General features: G+C 66.4%; 21 protein-coding genes. 15 read left to right on the top strand and 6 right to left on the bottom strand.

What is annotated here, in order from left to right; genetic code table 11:
* The first annotated feature begins 238 nt into the window (after positions 1–238).
* Entirely contained in the window at positions 239–547 is a 309-nt protein-coding gene (locus C662_RS01745; protein WP_002924094.1) for a hypothetical protein, read from the top strand.
* Positions 548–692: 145 nt separating this feature from the next.
* Positions 693–1,346, top strand: a complete 654-nt coding sequence (locus tag C662_RS01740; RefSeq protein ID WP_002924093.1) for a DUF2325 domain-containing protein — start codon at positions 693–695, stop codon at positions 1,344–1,346.
* A gap of 166 nt (positions 1,347–1,512) precedes the next feature.
* Here the strand turns inward: C662_RS01740 and fliE are convergent, their stop codons facing one another.
* The 3 genes from fliE to C662_RS01725 all read right to left on the bottom strand — a co-directional run bounded on the left by fliE (position 1,513) and on the right by C662_RS01725 (position 4,607).
* Positions 1,513–1,836, bottom strand: a complete 324-nt coding sequence (gene fliE / locus C662_RS01735; RefSeq protein ID WP_002924091.1) for a flagellar hook-basal body complex protein FliE — start codon at positions 1,834–1,836, stop codon at positions 1,513–1,515.
* A gap of 153 nt (positions 1,837–1,989) precedes the next feature.
* Positions 1,990–3,447 carry a sigma-54-dependent transcriptional regulator gene (locus C662_RS01730; RefSeq protein ID WP_002924089.1) on the bottom strand — a complete coding sequence of 486 codons (1,458 nt, stop codon included), beginning with the start codon at positions 3,445–3,447 and terminating at the stop codon, positions 1,990–1,992.
* The gene (locus tag C662_RS01725; protein ID WP_002924087.1) at positions 3,444–4,607 is read right to left on the bottom strand and encodes a sensor histidine kinase; all 1,164 of its coding nucleotides are present in this window, start codon (positions 4,605–4,607) and stop codon (positions 3,444–3,446) included. The genes C662_RS01730 and C662_RS01725 overlap by 4 nt, the downstream gene beginning before the upstream one ends.
* Positions 4,608–4,825: 218 nt before the next feature.
* On the opposite strand from C662_RS01725, the gene fliF reads away from it, so the two are divergent.
* From fliF to fliR, 13 genes are all read left to right on the top strand, one after another.
* Positions 4,826–6,520, top strand: coding sequence for a flagellar basal-body MS-ring/collar protein FliF (fliF, locus tag C662_RS01720; protein ID WP_002924086.1), 1,695 nt, complete (start codon positions 4,826–4,828; stop codon positions 6,518–6,520).
* Positions 6,517–7,518: a flagellar motor switch protein FliG gene (gene fliG, locus C662_RS01715; protein ID WP_002924085.1), complete on the top strand. Its 1,002-nt coding sequence runs from the start codon at positions 6,517–6,519 to the stop codon at positions 7,516–7,518. The genes fliF and fliG overlap by 4 nt, the downstream gene beginning before the upstream one ends.
* 33 nt (positions 7,519–7,551) lie before the next feature.
* Positions 7,552–8,466, top strand: a complete 915-nt coding sequence (locus C662_RS01710) for a flagellar assembly protein FliH (RefSeq protein ID WP_002924083.1) — start codon at positions 7,552–7,554, stop codon at positions 8,464–8,466.
* Positions 8,463–9,857, top strand: coding sequence for a flagellar protein export ATPase FliI (fliI, locus tag C662_RS01705; protein ID WP_002924080.1), 1,395 nt, complete (start codon positions 8,463–8,465; stop codon positions 9,855–9,857). The genes C662_RS01710 and fliI overlap by 4 nt, the downstream gene beginning before the upstream one ends.
* A 110-nt stretch (positions 9,858–9,967) precedes the next feature.
* On the top strand, positions 9,968–10,429 hold the full coding sequence (gene fliJ / locus C662_RS01700) for a flagellar export protein FliJ (protein WP_002924072.1): 462 nt from the start codon (positions 9,968–9,970) through the stop codon (positions 10,427–10,429).
* An 85-nt stretch (positions 10,430–10,514) separates the two neighbouring features.
* Positions 10,515–11,762: a flagellar hook-length control protein FliK gene (locus C662_RS01695; protein WP_002924065.1), complete on the top strand. Its 1,248-nt coding sequence runs from the start codon at positions 10,515–10,517 to the stop codon at positions 11,760–11,762.
* A 93-nt stretch (positions 11,763–11,855) separates the two neighbouring features.
* Positions 11,856–12,440, top strand: coding sequence for a flagellar basal body-associated FliL family protein (locus C662_RS01690; RefSeq protein ID WP_002924063.1), 585 nt, complete (start codon positions 11,856–11,858; stop codon positions 12,438–12,440).
* Positions 12,441–12,451: 11 nt separating this feature from the next.
* A complete protein-coding gene (gene fliM, locus C662_RS01685; RefSeq protein WP_002924061.1) occupies positions 12,452–13,462 on the top strand; it encodes a flagellar motor switch protein FliM in 1,011 nt (336 codons plus the stop codon).
* The gene (gene fliN, locus C662_RS01680) at positions 13,455–13,934 is read left to right on the top strand and encodes a flagellar motor switch protein FliN (protein ID WP_002924059.1); all 480 of its coding nucleotides are present in this window, start codon (positions 13,455–13,457) and stop codon (positions 13,932–13,934) included. Before fliM ends, fliN begins: the two co-directional genes overlap by 8 nt.
* Positions 13,935–13,983: 49 nt before the next feature.
* Positions 13,984–14,388, top strand: a complete 405-nt coding sequence (gene fliO, locus C662_RS01675) for a flagellar biosynthetic protein FliO (protein ID WP_002924057.1) — start codon at positions 13,984–13,986, stop codon at positions 14,386–14,388.
* Positions 14,378–15,151, top strand: a complete 774-nt coding sequence (gene fliP / locus C662_RS01670; protein ID WP_002924056.1) for a flagellar type III secretion system pore protein FliP — start codon at positions 14,378–14,380, stop codon at positions 15,149–15,151. Before fliO ends, fliP begins: the two co-directional genes overlap by 11 nt.
* A gap of 23 nt (positions 15,152–15,174) precedes the next feature.
* Complete coding sequence (gene fliQ / locus C662_RS01665) at positions 15,175–15,444, top strand: flagellar biosynthesis protein FliQ (RefSeq protein WP_002924051.1); 270 nt, start codon at positions 15,175–15,177, stop codon at positions 15,442–15,444.
* A 43-nt stretch (positions 15,445–15,487) separates the two neighbouring features.
* Entirely contained in the window at positions 15,488–16,291 is an 804-nt protein-coding gene (gene fliR, locus C662_RS01660; RefSeq protein ID WP_002924049.1) for a flagellar biosynthetic protein FliR, read from the top strand.
* Between the two features lie 22 nt (positions 16,292–16,313).
* Here the strand turns inward: fliR and C662_RS01655 are convergent, their stop codons facing one another.
* The 3 genes from C662_RS01655 to flgK are packed head-to-tail and all read right to left on the bottom strand — an operon-like array spanning position 16,314 to position 20,064.
* Positions 16,314–16,808, bottom strand: coding sequence for a hypothetical protein (locus C662_RS01655; RefSeq protein ID WP_002924046.1), 495 nt, complete (start codon positions 16,806–16,808; stop codon positions 16,314–16,316).
* 8 nt (positions 16,809–16,816) lie between these two features.
* Positions 16,817–18,016 carry a flagellar hook-associated protein FlgL gene (gene flgL, locus C662_RS01650; protein WP_002924043.1) on the bottom strand — a complete coding sequence of 400 codons (1,200 nt, stop codon included), beginning with the start codon at positions 18,014–18,016 and terminating at the stop codon, positions 16,817–16,819.
* A gap of 23 nt (positions 18,017–18,039) precedes the next feature.
* Complete coding sequence (flgK, locus tag C662_RS01645) at positions 18,040–20,064, bottom strand: flagellar hook-associated protein FlgK (protein ID WP_002924041.1); 2,025 nt, start codon at positions 20,062–20,064, stop codon at positions 18,040–18,042.
* Between the last annotated feature and the right edge of the window lie 59 nt (positions 20,065–20,123).

Below are 20,123 nucleotides of genomic sequence, written 5' to 3'. Positions count from 1 at the left end.
GAGCTTATCCTCGCCCCCCTCCGTAGAGCCGGGTGCTATCAAGGGTGAGATGCCGCACGGCAGGCCGAAAATGTGCTGCCAGCAGATAGCGGCCAAATCCCATGCCTAGTGCCCGGCCAACGCCGTTGGGCTCTGCCATGTATTAATATGCTATTGCGAATACTTCTCATTAACTATAACATGACACATAAGGTTGAAGTGCAGGCGCTTCAATCGTCCCTGACTCAGGAGCCCGATGATGGAATTCGATGCCGAGGAGCGCCAGACCCCCTGCCCGCTGGGGCTCATCGCGGCCACTGTTGCGCTGATGACGCGCTACGCCGACCCCGCCCCCGGACAAACCGCCGCAGGTCCGTGTGACGTGCATCCACTCCTGGCGAAGAAGATCGCAGCCAACCTTCTGTTCCTCCAGCATCACCCCGAACTCCCGTCGCATTTCGGGCAAGTCATGGCGCAAGCCCGTGCCCAGTGGTGCGGCATGGTCGAGCACAACGCCGGCAGCGCACCACTGCCGGCGGCACACGCCCACCCGTCGATGCGCCACTGAGCGTACCCGCCTGCCAATTGACCGTCTCGGCAGAAGTGACGCGTGCCGGGACGAAACACGGGCCATGCTGCACCAGTTTCTTGAACATCTCGAACCGTACCCTCGTCAATCAGATAAGCCCAAGGGACCGGATGGAGGCTTGACCATGAACGAACAGGCTTTCGACCAACTCGCCGGCGAGCACCGTGCGCTCATCACGACCCACGGCCGAGCCCAGGCGCGCTGCACCGACCTCATCGCCCGTCAGTCCGTCGAGATCCAGGCACTGCAGGCCGAGATCATGCGCTTGCGGGCGGAAGTGATCCGCCGTGACACGCAGATCGCGCTTCTTCGTGACGAGCATGCCGAGATCGAGCAGACCATCCCCGGCTTGCCGACCCGGCTCACGCTCGCGAGGAAGGTCCGCGTGCTAATGGAACGCATTCAGGAACTGATGCGTGATCGCTACGCCCGCCAGGGTCACCCCGAGGAGGGCCGCCCACTGAACCTGGAGAAGGCCACCGTGTTGAGCCGCCTGGATAACCGCTCGGTCCTGTGCCTCGGCCAGGACGAAGCAGCGGCGCGGTTCATGATGCGGCTGGTCGAGATGGCGGGCGGACACTTCACCCATGATCCGGCTGGCGATGCGGATGACATTGCACGCATCGAGCACAGCGTGCGTGCGGCCGACCTGGTGATCTGCCAGGCTGGCTGCATCAGCCAGAACGCCTACTGGCGTGTGCGCGACCATTGCCGGCGCACCGGCAAGCCATGTCTTCTCGTGGAACGCCCAAGTGCGATGCCCAAGGCTCAGCGCTGACTCCGACGGACACCCTGCGCCTTTCCCACGTGAGCAGAAGACATTTTTCACCAGCGCTGCGCGCGAGGTGAGCGCACGAACCGGGTTCGAAGCTTGTTCAGGCTGGTGCCGAGCGCGAGGCGTCAGGCTTCTTTGAGTCCACTGAACGTATGCGGCGGAACGGATCTCAGACCGGCATGTTCATGATGTCTTGGTAAGCCGTGACCAAGCGGTTGCGCACCTGCACCATCTGCTGGAAGGACAGACTCGCCTTCTGCAGGTTAACCATGACGTCCTGGAGATTGACGTTCGGGTCGCCAGCCGAGAAGTTCTGCGCCATTGCCCTGGCCTCGCCCTGGGCCGCACTGACGTCCTTGAGCGCGTTTCCCAGCACGTCGGCAAAGTTCACGCCACCGGCCGGCGCATCGGCGGGCGATACGGCCTTGCCTTGTGCAGCCTGCGACACCGAGCGCAGCTCGCTCAGCATCTGGTCGATTCCACGGGTATCCATGTGCGTTCCCCAGCCTCAGGGTGTTCGGTGACGTCAGTGTAGCAGAGCAAACGGCATGCCACCGGCTACGATGGCAGCGGCGACGGAGTCGCCTCGGCTCGCTTCAGGCCCTGCAAGCCCCTTGGTCATCCTGTCGACACCCGACAATCAGGCTCAGCAGTCATACCCTTCGGTACGGTACTGCTGCAGCTTGTAGCGCAGGGTGCGCTCCGAAATGCCAAGCTTTTCAACGGTCTTCTTGCGCGAGCCACCCAATTCGCGCAAGGTCGAGAGGATATGTTCGCGCTCCAGATCCTTCATGTTGGCAGGACGCTGGGGCCCGGCCCCGGAGGCTGCAGATGCAGGAAGCAGGCCAGCATCTGCAGCCGCCGGCGCGGCCTGCAAGGGCGCCTGGGCCGGCGGCGTCGGGAAGATGGGCGCAATTGCCGACATCGAAGCGGCAGATATTGCCGACACAGCGGCAACATCTGCCGCCCCCGGAGTCCAGTGCGGCAGGCATAGCCTCACCGTTTCCGCGCTCACCTCATCCCCTGTGGTGAGGATGAGCACGCGGTGCATCGTATTCTCCAGCTCGCGGACATTACCGGGCCAGCCGTATCGCGGTAGCAAGGCCTCGGCCTCGGGCGAGAACCGCACCAGGCGCTTCAGACGCGCCGCATGGCGTGCAAGGAAGTGGCGTGCGAGCGGAACGATGTCGCCCGGGCGCTCGCGCAGCGCAGGAATCGCAATCGGGAATACGTTGAGACGGTAATAGAGGTCTTCGCGGAAACGCCCGGCAGCGACCTCCGCAGGCATGTTGCGGTTGCTGGTAGCCAGCACGCGGATGTCGAGTTCCACCGGTTTCTTGCCGCCCACGCGCTCGACCTCGCGCTCCTGCAGCACGCGCAACAGCTTGGCCTGCAAGCCCAGAGGCATCTCGGAGATCTCATCGAGCAGGATGGTGCCACCCTGTGCCTGCTCGAACTTGCCCGGCTGGGCGGACTGCGCACCGGTGAACGCGCCCTTCTCGTAGCCGAACAGCGTCGCCTCCAGCAGGTTCTCGGGAATGGCCGCGCAGTTGATGGCGATGAAGGCCTTGCCGGCGCGCGGCGAATGCTCATGGATGTAGCGCGCAAACACCTCCTTGCCGGTCCCCGATTCGCCCGAGAGCATGACCGTAGCGTCGGTCTCGGCGACACGCGCGGCGAGCGCGAGCAGGTTGCGCGTGTGCGGATCCTCGGCGACGGTATCCTCCGCATCGGGCTGCACGGCGGCATAGCGGCGCACGTTCTCGAGCAGCACCTCGGGCTCGAAAGGCTTCATGAGGAAATCGCAGGCGCCGCCGCGCATCGCAGCCACCGCTTTGTCCACGTCGCCGTAGGCGGTCATCAGCAGCACTGGCAGTTGCGGCCAGCGCGCGCGGATCTCATGCAGGAGCTGCAGGCCGTCCATGGGCTGCATGCGCAGATCGGTGACCACGAGGTTGAAATGCCCCTCTTCCAGTGCGGCCAGAGCAGCGGGCCCACCGTCGGCGCCGACGACGCCGTGGTGGGCCATCTCCAGGGTGAAACAGACCGCATCGCGCAGCGCAGCGTCGTCCTCGACGACAAGGATGTTCAGGGTGTCGATCATGTGGGTTCGTCCCCATTCGAAGCGGAGGCCGTGACCAGTGGCACGGTCAGCGTAAATTCGGCGCCCTGCCCAGGACTGGACCGCAGCGTGATGTCGCCGCCATGGGCGCGCGCAACACCGCGCGCGATCGCCAGCCCAAGGCCCGTGCCCTCGGCGCGTGTCGTGAAGAAGGGCTCGAAGAGACGCTCCTGGAGTTCGGGTGCGACGCCTGCGCCGCCGTCACGTACGGTGAAGCGCACTGCGGCGCAGCCGATGCCGGACTCTGCCGCATCGACCTCGACCGCAGCGAAAGCAAGCTGCCCCCCCTGCGGGCAAGCCTGGATGCCATTTTCCAGCAGATTGGTGAGCGCCCCACCCAAGGCCTTGCGGTCGCCCAGGACACGGGCCTGAGGGCAGGCACACGCGCTTTCGAAGCGAAGCTGGCGTGCGCGCGCCAGCGGTTCGAGCGTATGCGTGAGCTCGGTCACCAGTTCGCACACTTCGAAGCGGTGGCGCCCCGTGCTGTCGCCACGGGCGAACAGCAGCATGTCGCGAATCAGGCGCTCAAGGTAACGCAGGCGCTCGAGCGCGCGATCCGCCACATTGATGCGCTGCACCGGATCGAGCTCGGTCTGGCGCAGATTACCCGTGTAAAGCAAGGCGGCGGCCAGCGGTGTGCGCAGTTGGTGCGCCAGGCCGGCGACCATCTCGCCCATCGCCGCGAGACGTTCGTTACGCTCGGCGGTCAGGCGCATGCGGAAGGTATCGGTGATGTCATGTAGCAACACGATGCGCTCCTCGCCCGATTCCAGCTCGGCCTCGGTCATCGCGACGCGGCGCGCCTCGGCTCCGGGGTCGATGCGCGCCCCGCGCAGCAGGTACTCGCCGGGCGTCTCGGTTTCCTCCAGCGCTCGCAAGGCCTCATCCCGCCCACTACCGGCAAGATCACGACCAAACAGCTCACCAGCCGCACGGTTGGCCTGAACGATGCGCCCCATCCGATCGAGCACGAGAACGCCCGCTGGCAGCGCCCCCATCAATACGGAGAGGCGCTCCGTGAGCTGCCCCACCTGCTCCTGCAGCGCCGCATAGGCCGAGGACAGCTCCTCCGATGCGCGACTGAAGAGCGCGAAGGCTTCGGCAAGCTGGGCGGCGTCGAGTGCAGGTGCAGGCGCCGCCATGCCGCCTGCCGGCGCAGTACTTGCAGCGGCGTCGGATGGTGCGATCTGGGCAGGAGTGTGCGCGGAATCCGTTTTCACGAGATGCACTGTAGCGGGGAAGAGCGCTATCTTAGCCGGCAAACAGGCGGCAAAAAATGCCGCTTATCGAATCACGGGACTTGCAGCGGCAGGCGGACAATGCCGCCATCGGAAGAAGCGCACGCGACAGGACAGCCACCATGGCCGCAGCAGACAATACCGCAGAGCTCCCACCAGGCACCGCACCCGCAGCAGCGGATTCCCGGCTGCAGCAGGCAATGCAGAACATCAACGCGCTGTCGCAACGGCAGAAGCTGGCCGCCGCCGCTGCGATCGCGCTTGCAATCGCGCTCGTGGTGGGCGTGCTGCTATGGAACCGGGCGCCCGACTACGCCGTACTTTTCTCCAACCTCGATGAGCGCGACGGCGGCCAGATCATCACCGCCCTGCAGCAACAGAACGTGCCCTACCGCATGTCTGCCAACGGCAGCGCGATCCTCGTTCCGCAGGCGCAGGTTCACGAGACACGGCTGCGCCTGGCAGCCGAAGGCTTGCCCAAGGGCGGGCTGGCAGGCTTCGAACTGATGGACGGGCAGAAGCTGGGCATCTCGCAGTTCAATGAGCAGGTCAATTTCCAGCGCGCGCTCGAAGGCGAGTTGTCGCGCACCGTGCAGTCGATCGATGCGGTCGCGGGTGCCCGGGTCCACCTGGCAATGCCCAAGCAGACCTCCTTCCTGCGCGACGAACAGCGCCCGACCGCCTCGGTGATGGTCAACATGCGTCCGGGCCGGGTTCTGAGCCAGAACCAGGTCGCCGGCATCGTGCATCTGGTGTCGTCGAGCGTGCCGCGCATGACCGCCGATGGCGTCAAGATCATCGACCAGAATGGCAGCCTGCTCACCGAGCAGGCCGATCCGCTCATGAATGCCGGGCTCAATGCGCGCCAGCTCGAATACGTGCGGGCGATGGAGAAGGCCTTCATCGAGCGCATCGAGAACATCCTGATTCCCATGGTAGGCAAGGACAACTTCCGCGCCCAGGTCGCCGCCGACGTCGACTTCAACCAGGTCGAACAGACTGCAGAGACCTTCAAGCCCAACCCCTCCCCCGACCAGGCCATCCGCAGCCAGCAGACGAGCGAGTCGATCAACCCGCTGCAGGGGCCGCAAGGCGTGCCCGGCGCGCTCACCAACCAGCCCCCGGTGCCGGCCACGGCGCCCCTCACCGCCCCGCCGGTCGCGGGTGGCCCGGGCGGCATCGGCGCGGCAAACGTCAGCAGCAACCGCAGCGCGGTGCTCAACTACGAACTCGACCGCAACATCCAGCACATCAGGCAGGCGGTAGGACAGGTCAAACGCCTGTCGGTGGCCGTCGTCGTCAACAACCGCAACGTCCCGGGCACAGACGGTACGCCGACGAGCGTCCCGCTCACCGATGAAGAGATCGCCCGCATCACCAACCTGGTGCGCGAGGCGGTCGGCTACAACGCCGATCGCGGCGACAGCATCAACGTGGCCAACAGCCCCTTCGCCGACGATGGGGCCGAGCCCGCCCTGCCGCTGTGGAAGGATCCGGAGATCATCGAGCTCGGCAAGGAAGGCCTGAACTGGCTGCTCGTGCTGCTGGTGGTGCTGCTCGCCTACTTCGGCGTGATCCGCCCCCTGCTGCGCACCGTGCTGCCGCCACCGCCCGCACCCGAGTCCGCCGCAGGCGAGGAAGGAGAGGCGGCCCTCGGCGAGGACGAGGAAGGCGTGCGGGTCACGCTGTCGGGCGAAGCCGAAGAGACCTTCGAGGAGCGTCTCGAGCGCATCCGCCAGCTCGCCCGCGACGACCCGAAGACCATGGCCAATCTGCTCAAGAGCTGGATGGGCACGAATGAGGAGGCGCGCAAGTGACCACGCCTGAAGAAGGCCTAGAGAAGGCCGCCATGCTGCTGCTCACCCTCGGCCCTGATGCAGCCGCAGAAGTGCTGCGCCAGCTCGGCCCGCGCGAGGTGCAGAAGCTCAGCCTGAAGATGGCCGAAATGCCCGGCCACACACGCGAACGCGTGCTCCCCCTGCTCGACGAGGTCGACGCGCACTTCGGCAAGGGCGCGATGATCCAGCCCGACGAAGCCCAGTTGCGCGAGATGCTTACCAAGGCGCTCGGCGACGAACGCGCCGGACATCTCCTCGCACGCATGATGAGCGGCTCGGACACGGCGGGCATCGAAAGCCTGAAATGGATGGACGCAGCGACAGCCGCCGACCTGATCAAGAACGAGCACCCGCAGATCATCGCCACCATCCTCGTTCACCTGGAGTATGACCAGGCGGGTGAGATCCTCAAGCACTTCAACGACCGCCTGCGCAACGACGTTGTGCTGCGCATCGCCACCCTCGACGGTGTGCAGCCCTCGGCGCTCAAGGAGCTCAACGATGCGCTGACGCGAATGCTTTCGGGCGCGTCCAGCGTCAAGAAGGCGGCAATGGGCGGCATACGCCATGCGGCCGAGATCCTCAACTTCGTCGGATCGACGCACGAGACGGCGGTCATCGACAACGTCCGCGAATACGACCCGGACCTGGCACAGAAGATTCTCGACGAGATGTTCGTATTCGAGAACCTGCTCGACATCGACGACCGCGGCATCCAGACCCTGCTGCGCGAAGTCCAGTCCGACTCGCTCATCATCGCGCTCAAGGGGGCACAGCCTGACCTGCGCGAAAAGGTCTTCAAGAACATGTCGAGCCGAGCGGCCGAGATGCTGCGCGAAGACCTCGAAACCCGCGGCCCGGTGCGCTTGTCCGAGGTCGAGGCCGAGCAGAAGGAGATCCTCAAGATCGTCCGCCGCCTGGCCGAGGAAGGCCAGATCATGCTCGGCGGCAAGGGCGGAGACGATGGCTTCGTTTGATCCGCGCACGAGCGCTGAGCCCCGGGAAGCGGCATGAGCATCTCCCGCCACCAGGCCGTTGGCGCCTACAGGCGCTGGACGCCCGCCGACTTCGACGCCAAGGCCGATGGCGCCAGGGGCGATGACGCCGAGGCGCAGGCCGCCAACGCACTCGACGCCCCTGCGCCCCCGCCGCCTCCCCCGTCGCCGGCCGCCGCACCAGAAGTGCCGCAACTGCCGCCGGACTTCCGCCTGCCCACGGCGGAGGAAATCGAGCGCATGCACGAGGAAGTACGCCGGGCCGGCTTCGAGGAGGGCCGGCGAGAAGGCTTGGCCGAAGGCCTGGAGGCCGGACGCAGGCAGGGCTACGAGGAAGGCCACGCACTGGCAGCGGCGGAAGCGGCCCGGGTCGCACAGCTGGTGGCCGCGCTCGAGGACGCCATGCAGACCCTCGATGCCGAGGTCGCCGAAGAGGTCATGGCGCTCGCCATCGAAATGGCGCGGCGTATCGTCCGGGTCACCCTCGAACACCACCCCGAAAGCATACTCGACACCGTCCGCGAAGCCTTGCTCCAACTGCCCCAGGGACATGCGCAGATCCATCTCCACCCCGAGGACCTGGATCTCGTGCGCAGGAATGCAGGCGACCAGTTCGCGCACGGCGGCCACCGCCTGCATGAGGACCTGCGCCTTCAGCGCGGAGAATGTCGTGTCGAAGGCCAAGGCACGCTGGTGGACGCAACCCTGCAGACACGCTGGCGGCGTGTGCTCGAGTCGATAGGCCACGAGAAAGCGGCGTGGGCAACGACAGACACCGCCGGGCTGGCAACAGACGACGCGGACGGGGCACCGCAGCCCCCCCTTCAGCCCGAGCCCGACGACGGCAACTCGACCGCCCTTCCCCCGCCGGACGACGAAGACGGGGTGCAACGACCGCGCGCAACTGGCACGGAGTCACCCGGCGCATGAACCCACACACAGCCCTGTGGCGCAGCTTCCTCGCCGACGGTCGTCGCCTGGTGGAAGACTGCAGCCCGCTCGAGACATCGGGCCGCCTCACGCGCATCAACGGCCTGGTCATGGAGGCCGCCGGCATCAAGCTGCCGCTGGGCGCCGGTTGCCGCATCCTGGTACCGGGAGGCGGTTCGGTCGACGCAGAGGTCGTGGGGTTCAACGGCGACAAGTTGTACATGATGCCGACCGACGACGTCTTCGGTCTCGCTCCGGGGGCGAGGGTACTGCCGATCGAGGTCGGCGTACCGCGCCTCGTGCCCGGGCGGCGCATCGGGCCGCGCCGGCGCGCCGCCGACCGCGCCAAGCACCTGCCAGTCGGCGACGCGTTGCTCGGCCGGGTAGTGGACGGCGCCGGCCGCCCGCTCGACGGCCGCGGCCCACTCGGCACCCAGGAGACGCGCTCGCTGCAAGGCCGCGCCATCAACCCGCTGTCGCGGGCACCGATCACCCAGCCGCTCGACGTCGGCATCCGCGCCATCAATGCGCTGCTGACCGTCGGGCGCGGACAACGCCTGGGCCTGTTCGCCGGCTCCGGCGTCGGCAAATCGGTCCTGATCGGGATGATGGCGCGCTACACCGAAGCGGACGTGATCGTCGTCGGCCTGATCGGCGAACGGGGCCGCGAAGTGAAGGAGTTCATTGACCAGAGCCTTGGCGCCGAAGGCCTCGCACGCTCCGTAGTGGTTGCGGCACCAGCCGACACCAGCCCGCTGATGCGTCTGCAGGGCGCCGCCTATGCAACGACCGTGGCCGAGCACTTTCGCGACCGTGGCAAGCAGGTGCTGCTGATCATGGACTCGCTGACCCGCTACGCGATGGCCCAGCGCGAGATCGCGCTGGCCATCGGCGAGCCCCCGGTGACGCGCGGCTATCCTCCCAGTGTGTTCGCCAAGCTGCCCGCGCTGGTCGAGCGCGCGGGCAACGGCCCCGAAGGCGGCGGTTCGATCACCGCGTTCTACACCGTACTTGCCGAGGGTGACGACCAGCAAGACCCGATCGCCGACTCGGCCAGGGCAATCCTCGACGGGCACTTCGTGCTCTCGCGCAACCTCGCCGACCAAGGCCATTACCCTGCCATCGACATCGAGCAGTCGATCTCACGCGCGATGCACAACCTTGTTGGCGACGATCACTTCGCCGTGGTACGTCAGTTCAAGCAGCTGTTCTCGCGCTACCAGCGCTCACGCGACCTCATTGCCGTAGGCGCCTACCAGGCCGGCGGGGACGCGGTGCTCGACGCCGCAGTGCGCCTGTACCCCAAGCTGGAAGCCTTCCTGCAGCAGGGCATCAACGAGCGCGAGACACATGACGGCGCGCTCCAGAAACTGGCCGGAGTATTCGGCTGAGGCCGGCCGGCCGCGCCACACCCGACGATACGCGGCAGCGCCGGTTCGGTAACCGGGCAATGACGATATACAATCGGGATTCCCGACCGCAGCCCACCGACCGGCAACCGATGACTTCGCGTTTCCATCTCCAGCCCTTGCTTGACCTTGCCGCCACCCGGACAGACGAAGCCGCCCGCAAGCTGGGCGAACTCGTCGCCGCAGAACGCGACCAGGCCCAGAAGCTCGAGATGCTCGAGGCCTACCGTGCGGAATACAACGAGCGTTTCATGCAGGCCGCGCGCGACGGCATGAGCCCCGACGCCTGGCGCAACTTCAGTGCCTTCATGGGCAAGCTCGACGAGGCCATCACGGCCCAGCGCAAGCTCGTCGAGCAATCGCAGGTGCGCACGGCACAGGGCCAGCAGAGCTGGATCGCCCAGCATTCGCGTCTGAAGGCCTTCGACACACTCTCGCAACGGCATCAGTCCGCACTGAACCGGGCCGAGGCCAGGCGAGAGCAAAAGCAGGCCGACGAGCATGCTGCGCGCAGGTACCACAGCGACGGCAACGACGATGACGAGCTGGCATAAAGCCGCTCACCCTTGATGGCATAAACCTTGCTTCAGGCTGTTCAGCGGATCCTTCGATCACCGCCTGCCAGTAAGGGACCATGATATGTCTGCACTGCCTTCCGCATACGCCCCCGCGCGCACCCAGACCTCGGCCGTGAGCCTGCTCACCGGCCAGTCCGAAACCGCCTCGACCTCTGCCCGCAGCGCGCGCAGCGACAACCGTGGCGGTGTCCGCGCAGACGTCTTCTCCCAGACCCTGCAAAGCCGCATGCCCGAGCGTCCCCGCAACGATGGCCCGCGCACGCCCGACAGCCCCGGCCCGGAGCGCAAGACCACAAGCCCCAGCCGGGAGGCCTCCGCACGCGAGCGCCCAGCCTCCTCCACCGGCGAGCGCCAGGCTGACTCAACCCAGCCGGCAGATGCGCGGCCTGCAACACAGTCAGCAAACAGTGCCGGCAGTACCGAAGCGGCACGCGAGCAGACAGGCTCGCAGCCCGAATCTCAGCAGGCCGAGTCCGGCAGCAACGCCGATACGTCCGTACCGGCCTCGCTTGCCGGGTTGCCGGCAGCCATTGCCGCCCTGCTCGCCGGACAGCGGGACAACAAGGTCGTGGAAGACGGCACGGACAGCCTGCTCGCGAACGCCAACGGCGGCAAGAAATCACCGCATAATGCGTCCGCGCTGGCAGGGCTGGGCAAGAATGCCGCCGAGGCCCAGACCACCCCCGAGCTCCAGGCCAAGGCAGTCGTGACGAATGCCGTGTCGGCGACCATGGCCGCGCTGCGCACGGCGGACGCAAATCCGTCCCTGGCCAGGGACGGCGCCGACGCCCACACCCAGCTGCAGGGCAGCGCCATGCACCTGCACGCATCAACGCAGGTGCTGCGTCCAACCCAGGGCATGCAGGCTGCCACGCAGCTGCACGTCCCCACCCCGGTGGGCCAGCAGGCCTGGGCCGAGGACGTCGGCAACCAGGTGCGCTGGATGCTCGGCCGCGCCGAGAGCAAGGCGGAACTCGTGCTGACACCGCCGAACCTGGGCAAGCTCGAGGTGTCGATCAGCCTCAACGGCGACCTGACGACTGCGCAGTTTGTCGCCTCGAGCCAGGCAGCACGCGACGCACTCGAGCGTGCCATGCCGCAACTGCGCGAAATCCTCGAGCAGGCTGGCATCATGCTGGGCAATGCGGACGTCAGCACCTCCGGCCAGCAGGGCGGAGACGGCGAGACTGCGGGCCGCGAGCAGGGTCGTGGAGCTGGCGAGGGCGAAGGCCTCGCCGCGGGCACAACGCCAGGCGGCAGCAGCGCCTGGGTGAAAGAGCAGACGGGGATGGTGGACACCTTCGCCTGAAGCGCGCGAATTGGGGCTGCTCTGCCCCACTTATCGGCGCTTTGGCTTGCGTGCCCCTCCCTGATAATTTGATTCGTATACAAGGAGAAAGGCATGGCGAAGGCACCGGCAAAGACGGACGATGGCGATGAGGTCCCCAAGAAGAAGGGCAAACTCGGGCTGATCATCGTCATCTTGCTGCTCGTGGTACTCATCCTCATCGCGCTCGGCGTCGGTGCCTTGGTGCTGCTCAAGGGCGGCAAGGACAAGGGCGCAGACGAGGCCGCAGCGGCTCCGACTGCCGCCCCGCAAGCGCAGGCGCAGTTGCAGACTGCGGGCACGGTCGACCTTACCAAGCCGCCGACCTTCGTCCCGCTCGACGCCTTCACCGTCAACCTGCGCCGGGACGAGGGCGATCACTACCTCCAGGTCGTGGCCGTGATGCGCATTGCCGATGCCACCATGGAGGCCACGCTCAAGGCCTTCATGCCGGAAATCCGCCACCGCATCAACCTGCTGCTGTCTTCCAAGCTGCCTTCGGAGGTCGCCACCGTCGAAGGGCGTGAATCGCTGTCGCTGGAGATCACCCAGCAGGTCAACGAAGCGCTGGGTTTCCAGCCGGTACGCGACGCCAGCGGACGCCCCATCCCCAATGGCCCCGTCCAGGCGGTGCTCTTCACCTCCTTCATCATCCAGTAGGACGCTGAACCATGTCCTCGGACTTTCTCTCCCAGGAAGAAGTTGATGCCCTGCTGCGGGGCGTCACCGGGGAGTCGGACGAGCAGCCTCAGGACGAGAGCGACACCAAGGGCACCCGGCCCTACAACATGGCGACGCAGGAGCGCATCGTGCGTGGGCGCATGCCCACGCTCGAGCTCATCAACGAGCGCTTCGCACGCTATCTGCGCATCGGCCTGTTCAACTACATGCACCGCAACGTCGAGGTTTCGGTCGGCCCGATCAAGGTACAGAAGTACGCCGAGTTCATCCGCAACCTGGTCGTCCCCACCAACCTCAACCTGGTGACGGCCCGCCCGCTGCGCGGCACGGGCTTGATGATCTTCGACCCGAACCTTGTCTTCCTGGTGGTGGACAACATGTTCGGCGGCGACGGGCGCTTCCACACCCGCGTCGAGGGGCGCGACTTCACCCCGACCGAGCAGCGCATCATCCAGGGCATGCTCAATGTGGTGTTCACCGAATATGCCCGCGCCTGGGCGCCGGTATTCAAGTTCAATCTGGAATACGTGCGCTCGGAGATGAACTCGCAGTTCGCCAACATCGCCACCCCATCGGAGGTGGTGGTCGCGACCAGTTTCACGATCGAGCTCGGCGGCTCACCAGCAGAAATGCACATCTGCTTCCCCTACTCCATGCTCGAGCCGATTCGCGATCTGCTCTACTCGACCATGCAGAGCGACCAGCTGACGTCGGACCGCCGATGGATCAAGCTGCTGACACGTCAGCTGCAGACCGTCGACGTGGCCCTGACCTGCAATTTCGGTACCGCCGGCCTGAGGCTGCGCGACATCGTCGAGATGCGGGTCGGCGATGTCATCCCGCTCAACGTCCCTGCCGAGCTGGTCACCGAAGTGGACGGCGTGCCCGTCTTCAAGTGCCACCACGGCACCAAGAACGGACGCTACGCGGTCAAGCTCACGCAGTTTGTCCGTGCAGACGAAGGCGACATCCCCAGCCAACCCGGAGAACAAGATGGCTGATGACAATTCGAATGACATTCCGATCAGCGAGGACGACTGGGCGGCAGCAATGATGGAACAGGCGTCTGCCGAATCGGGCGGAGACGGCGAGGCTGAGCGTGTCGCGGCCGAACTCGCGGCGGCGGCGATGGACAGCTCGCCCTACCAGGCCAAGCCGGCAAGCCAGCTGTTCGAGGAGTTCGGTGGCAGCGGCGACAAGCAGAACTCGCTCAACGACTTCGACATGATCCTGGACATCCCGGTGCAGATCACCGTGGAGCTGGGACGCACGAAGCTGTCGATCCGCAACCTGCTGCAACTGGCCCACGGCTCGGTGGTCGAGCTCGACGGCCTGGCCGGCGAGCCGATGGACGTCCTCGTCAACGGCACCCTGATCGCGCAGGGTGAAGTCGTCGTCGTAAACGACAAGTTCGGTATTCGCCTGACCGACATCATCACGCCTGCCGAACGCATGCGGAAGATCCGCAACTGAGCACCCGATGCCTGCCCGACACCCCACCTTGCGCGCTCGACATGCTGTGATGGCCCTGCTCGCTGCGAGCCCGGGCGCGACGCTCGCGCAGGGCGCACCCGTGCCCGAACTGGGCGCCAGCCTGGTGCAGATGGCACTTGGCCTGGCTGCGGTGATCGCCGTCCTGCTCGCCAGCCTGTGGGCGATCCGCCGCCTGGGCGCACCGCGTGGCAGCGCCGCCGCGATGAAGGTGCTGGGCGCCGCTGCCGTCGGCCCGCGCGAGCGCGTGGTCCTGGTCGAACTCGGCGAGCAGGTGCTGGTGCTCGGCGTCGCGCCCGGCTCGGTGACCAAGCTTCATGAACTCAAGCGCAGCGAACTGCCGCAGGGACAGGATGCGTCCGGACAGGCAACACCGCCCGGGCGCAGCTTCGCCAGCTGGCTCAAGCAGGCATCGGAGCACCGCAATGCGAGCTGAACCGGGCCGCAAGCCTTGCCCGGCGGTCGGCCGCCAGCTGATCCTGGGCTGCCTGCTCGCAGGGCTGCCGCTGCTGGCCACCGCCCAGGCCTTGCCCGCGCTGACAACCACCGATGCCCCTGGCGGCGGCACCACCTACAGCCTCACCATCCAGACGCTGTTGCTGATGACGCTGCTGAGCTTCATCCCGGCAATGGTGCTGATGATGACCAGCTTCACCCGCATCATCATCGTGTTCTCGCTGCTGCGTCAGGCCATGGGCACGCAGACCGCGCCGCCAAACCAGGTGCTGCTCGGGCTGGCGCTGTTCCTGACCTTCTTCATCATGTCCCCGGTTGCCGAGCGCGTCTACACCGATGCCTACCTGCCCATGTCGGAGGGTGTCATCCAGTTTGACGAGGCACTCGAGCGCGCCTCCGTACCGGTCAAGGCCTTCATGCTCAAGCAGGTGCGTGAGCCGGATCTCGACCTGTTCGCCAGGCTTGCCGAAGTTCCGGCGGTGGACAAGGCGGAGGACCTGCCGATGCGCGTGGTGATCCCGGCCTTCGTGACCTCCGAGCTCAAGACCGCCTTTCAGATCGGCTTCATCATCTTCATCCCCTTCATCATCATCGACATGGTGGTCGCCTCGGTGCTGATGTCCATGGGCATGATGATGATGTCGCCGGTGATCGTCTCGCTGCCGTTCAAGATCATGCTTTTCGTACTCGTCGACGGCTGGACACTGCTCATTGGCTCTCTGGTACAGAGCTTTGCCGTCTGACGGCTGCCCTCAGGAGAATCACCATGACCCCCACCGCCGTCATCGAACTCGGGCGCCAGGCCGTCGAAGTCACCCTCATGGTGTCGGCGCCGCTGTTCATCGCCGCGCTTGCAACCGGTCTGATCATCAGCATCTTCCAGGCAGCGACCCAGATCAACGAGATGACGCTCTCCTTCGTGCCCAAGCTGGTTGCGATCTTCGTCACCCTCGTGCTTGCCGGCCCGTGGATGATCACCCTGCTGACCGACTTCATGCGCCGGCTGATCAGCTCGATCCCGGTGATGATCGGCTAGCGCCCGCGCGCCGCGCCGACCGCCCCCGCACTGCAGTCCCCCGATGCTCAGCGTAACAGCTGCCCAGCTCGACGCCTGGCTCGCGGCGCTGATGTTCCCGCTCGGGCGCCTGCTGGGTCTGTTCACGTCCGCGCCGATCTTCGCCAACCGCGGCGTGCCAATGCGCATCCGCCTTGCCACCGGGATCGCCGTAGCACTCGCCGTGCTGCCGGTCATGCCGCCGATGCCGGAGGTGCCGCCCAATTCCGGCCTGGGGCTGGTGATCTTCGGTCAGCAGGTCTTCATCGGCATCGCCATGGGCTTCATGATGCGCATCGTGTTTGCCGCGGTGGACATGGCAGGCGCGCTCATCGGCATGCAGATGGGGCTGTCGTTCGCGATCTTCTTCGACCCCGATGCCGGCGGCCAGACGGCAGTGCTGTCCGACTTCCTCAACCTGCTCGCCACCCTGCTCTTCCTCGCCGCCAACGGCCACCTGGTGCTGCTGGAGATCATGGTGCGCAGCTTCGAATGGCTGCCGGTGAGCGTCGAGCTGATCCGTGCGGACGGCTGGGCCTTCATCGCGCGCACCGGCGTCACGGTATTCACTGCCGGCCTGCTGCTGGCCATGCCGATCATCGGCATGCTGCTCGTGGCCAACATCTCGCTCGGCGTGCTCACACGCGCGGCACCGCAGCTGAACCTGTTCGCGGTCGGTTTCCCGGTCACGCTCACCGCCGGCTTTGTCGGCCTGCTGTGGCTCATGACCAACTTCGCACCGGTACTGCAAAGCCTGTTCGAGCGCGGCTTCGACAGCATATCGATGCTGCTCGACGCCCTCGCCCCCCTTCCCGCGCCGACGCGCTGAACCGCTGGCGCGTCCGTGCGCTTCAGAGCGTCGGGAACATGTGCGAGCGCACGAATCGGATCTCGGCGTTTGCGTAGCGGCGGGCAAAAGGCCGAGTCGATTCCACGCCCTCCTCGTAATGAACCACTTCGTAGCCTGCGAAGCCGCCGGCCTCTACGATATCGCGCGCATTGCGCGCAACGACCTGCCGCGCCTCGCCGTCACCACCGGTATTGAGCGCCTTCATACGCAGCGTCATGCGCACCCGGTCACGCCCAGCCTCGCGCACCTCGATCCGCCACGTCGGCGCTAGCGGGTCGTAGATCGCGAAGGCGACCAGGGCACCTGCGATGTACTCGGGCTTGAGCATCTTGAGCTCGCTCAACATCATCGCGCCGCCCACGACCGCCGCAGCCGGGCCTGCCTGCTCGATGGCGACCTGCGCGGGCGCAGGCCCGGTGTCGCGGACCTGAGCCTCCTGGCCGGACGCGCAGGCCGTCAGGCAAGCCGCTACGCTCAGGGCGAGAACGGTACGCATGATCGGCCTCAGTTGAGATAGTTGAACAAGGACAAGCCCGACACCCGCATGAACGACTGCTGCGCCGCCTGCAGGTAGGTCTGCTGCTGCGTCAGCCGCGAGATCGCCTCGGCGTAATCGACATCCTGCAGGCCCGACAGCGTGGTCGCATACTGGAGATCGAGATCACTGCCGAGATTGGCCAGCGCCTCGGTCTCGGTGAGCTGCGAACCGATCTGGGCGCGCGTCCTGAGCAGGCTTTCCTGGCCGGCATCGAAGGTCTCGAGCGCGAACGCAACTGCGCCGGTCATGCCCGACACACCCGGCTTTTCCAGGGCTGCGGCAAACATCGCCATATTGTTGAGCAGATTGGTCGAGGGCACGAAGACCTCATACGCAGCGGGGCTTGCGGCCGGCGTCGCGGAGAGGTCGAAGGTGATGCCGTCGATCGTGGGGGTGCTGCCGATCGCGAAGCTCCCCGGGCTCGGCGCCACGGGCTGGCCGTCCTGGCCGATGCGGGTGACCGAGTAGCTTGCCGCGAGGGCGTCGTATTCGAACTGGTAGCGCGTGCCCTCGCGCACGGCACTCGCGTCGACCGCGGTGACGGCGGGACCATCGGCACCTGCAGCGCCGGTGCTCGAGTACACCTTGATCGACGCCGGGCTCAGCGCCAGCGTGCGATCGAATACGTCCGAGCCCGGCAGGCTGACCGCCATGTAGCGCGACGCCGAGACCTGGATGCTACGCTCGCCCTGGTCGCCGTTGTAGGCCACCCCGGACAAGCCGCCGCTGTAGGGCTGCTGCTGCGAACGGTAGCCCCCGAAGATGTAGTCGCCCGTGCCATCCTGGCTGTTCGCCAGCGCCAGCATGGCCTCGAACTGCGCCTTCATGTCGGCTGCCATGTAGCGAAGGTCTTCCGACGCGAGGGTGCCATTGCCGGCCTGCACCGCGCGCTCGCGCGCGTACTGCAGCACACTGCCGGCACTCTGCAGGCGGGACTCGAGCAGCTTCATGGCATCGTCGGCATAGCCGATGTTGACCGAGAACTGGCTGTTGACCGCCTTTGTCTGCCCCAACTCGAGCGCCCGGGCCGAGGCAATCGGGTCGTCCGCCGGGGTGAGCACCCGGCGGCCGGTCGACACCTGCTGCTGGGTCTGCAGGATGTTCTTCCACTGCTGCTGGATCGAGCCGACGCCCTTGTCGTAGATCATGCTGGTCGAAACACGCATGATGAGCTCTCCTTGATGCCGGCTCAGCGGCCGATGCTGATGAGTTCGTCGAACAGGCGCTGCGCGACGGTCATGACACGCGCGGAAGCCTGGTAGGCGAGCTGGAAGCGGACGAGGTTGGCAGCCTCCTCGTCGAGATTGACGCCGGACATGCTGTCGCGCGCCGTGGTCGCCTGCGCCAGCAAGGCATCCTGGGCAGCCTCATTGACCTGCACCTCGCGGGTCTTGTTGCCGACCGTGCTGACGGTCTGCGCGTAGCTGGACTGGAAGGTCGCCGTCGGCCGGCCGTTGGCGTCTGCCAGCAGTACCTTCCTGGTCTGCAGCGCACCAAGGGCAACCGCGTTGCGGCTGTCCGACACGCCCGCGGCAGCGGGCGCAAAGTCGAAGCGGTCCCCGCTTTGCGGCGCACCGTTGATGTCGACATCGAAGCTGTAGCCGCCTGGCTCGGCGATACGGAAGCGGACACCGGACGCATCGGTGGTCGGGTTGAAGGCGGCACTCGCGGTCGCAGGCCCGCCCACCGGCACCCAATCGCCGCTGCTGGGCTGGAACTGCAGGCGCTGGATCGTGTACCCGCCCGTGGTCGGCAGATTCAGGTTGGCGCCGTCGAAGCTCAGCGCGAACGACGAGAATGCAGGCGCAGTACCGGGTAGATCGCCCACACTCAGCATCTCGATGCCAGAGGCCTTGGCCGTGCCTTGGTTGCTGAGCGGCAGGTTCGCCATCACCGGGCTGCCGGCCGCGACCGAGCGCGGATCCGCGATCGCCACCGCGATGTCGCGCGCCGCATTGCGCGTTGCTTGGACCAGCGCCGTCTGGCCTGCGCCCAGGGTCCCACCGGCAAACGCAAGCCCATCAACCTGGAAGGTGCCGGTCGCGGCGGGGTCGGTCGACGGCGGAAAGAGCTGGCCGTCCGACAGCCGCCGCACCCTGAAACCGCCTGCCCCCTCCCCCACGACCTGGTAATCGCTCGCCTGCAGGCGCGCCGCATCGGTGAGCGCCACCGTCACGCCGGTTCCCTGCGGCACGACGCCGATCGGAGGCATCTGGAAGAAGCCGTCCCCCAGCCTGCCCTCCAGCGTCACCCCCAGCGCATGCTGGTCATTGAAAGCCTTGGCCATGCCCAGGGCAATCAAGCCGAGCTCGTTCTGGACGCGGTCGAGCGAGCTCTTGCGGAACTCGAGCAGCCCCCCGAGTTCGCCGCCGCCGAGCAGCGACTCCGCGATCTCGATGGTGTTGCCGCCGGGTGCCCTCATGGAGATCGCGCCCCGCTTCGGATCGGCCTGGCTCGGGATGACCTCGAACTCCGACACGGTTCCGCGCAGGACGAGAGGCTGGCCCGAGCCGATGAAGACCGACACTGCGCCGTTCGCCTTGGCGCCATCGGTCTCGGCCACCACCGAGATCTGCACCAGCTTGTTGAGTTCGGCCAACAGCTGGTCGCGCTGGTCGAGCAGGTCGTTGGCGGGCGTGCCCGCTCCACCGGCCTGCGCGACCACGATGCGCTGGTTCATCTCGGCAATGGCCTTGGCGTAGGTGTTGATCGACTCGACGGTCTGGACCAGATTGCCCTCGACGCCCTGGCGGATCTCCTCGAGGCGGGTGTTGAGCGCCTGGAAGCGCGAGGCCAGCGCCTGGCCGTTGGAGATCAGCGACTGGCGAGCGGCCACGCTGGTCGGGTTGGACGCCACCTCCTGCACGCCGGCAAAGAAGTTCGCCAGGGCCGGCGACAGGCCGGTGGTGCTGTCGGCGAGCAGGTTGTTGATCTGCCCGATCTGGCTACCGTAGGCCGCATACTGCGCACGACGGTTGTCGGCTTGCGTGACCTGCGCCTCCAGGAACTGGTTGTAGGAGCGCGTGATGCCGGTGACGTTGGTGCCCTGGCCGAAGAAGCCTGCGCCGGTAAACAGGGGCTCGCGCGCGCCCTGGCTGACCGTCTGACGGTGATAGCCGGTCGTCCCCGCATTGGTGATGTTGTGACTGGTGGTGTTGAGCTGGGCCTGCGCTGCATTGAGGCCCGAGACACCGATGTTGAGCATGCCAGCCATGATCCGAGTCCTGTTCCAGTGATTCCTTGCAGGTACTCAGCAAATACCTTGCCAGCCCG

Source organism: Thauera sp. 28 (assembly GCF_000310145.2).
GTDB lineage: Bacteria > Pseudomonadota > Gammaproteobacteria > Burkholderiales > Rhodocyclaceae > Thauera > Thauera mechernichensis.
The sequence above is the reverse complement of the archived record's forward strand: the minus strand, read 5'-3'. Positions and strand labels throughout refer to the sequence as shown.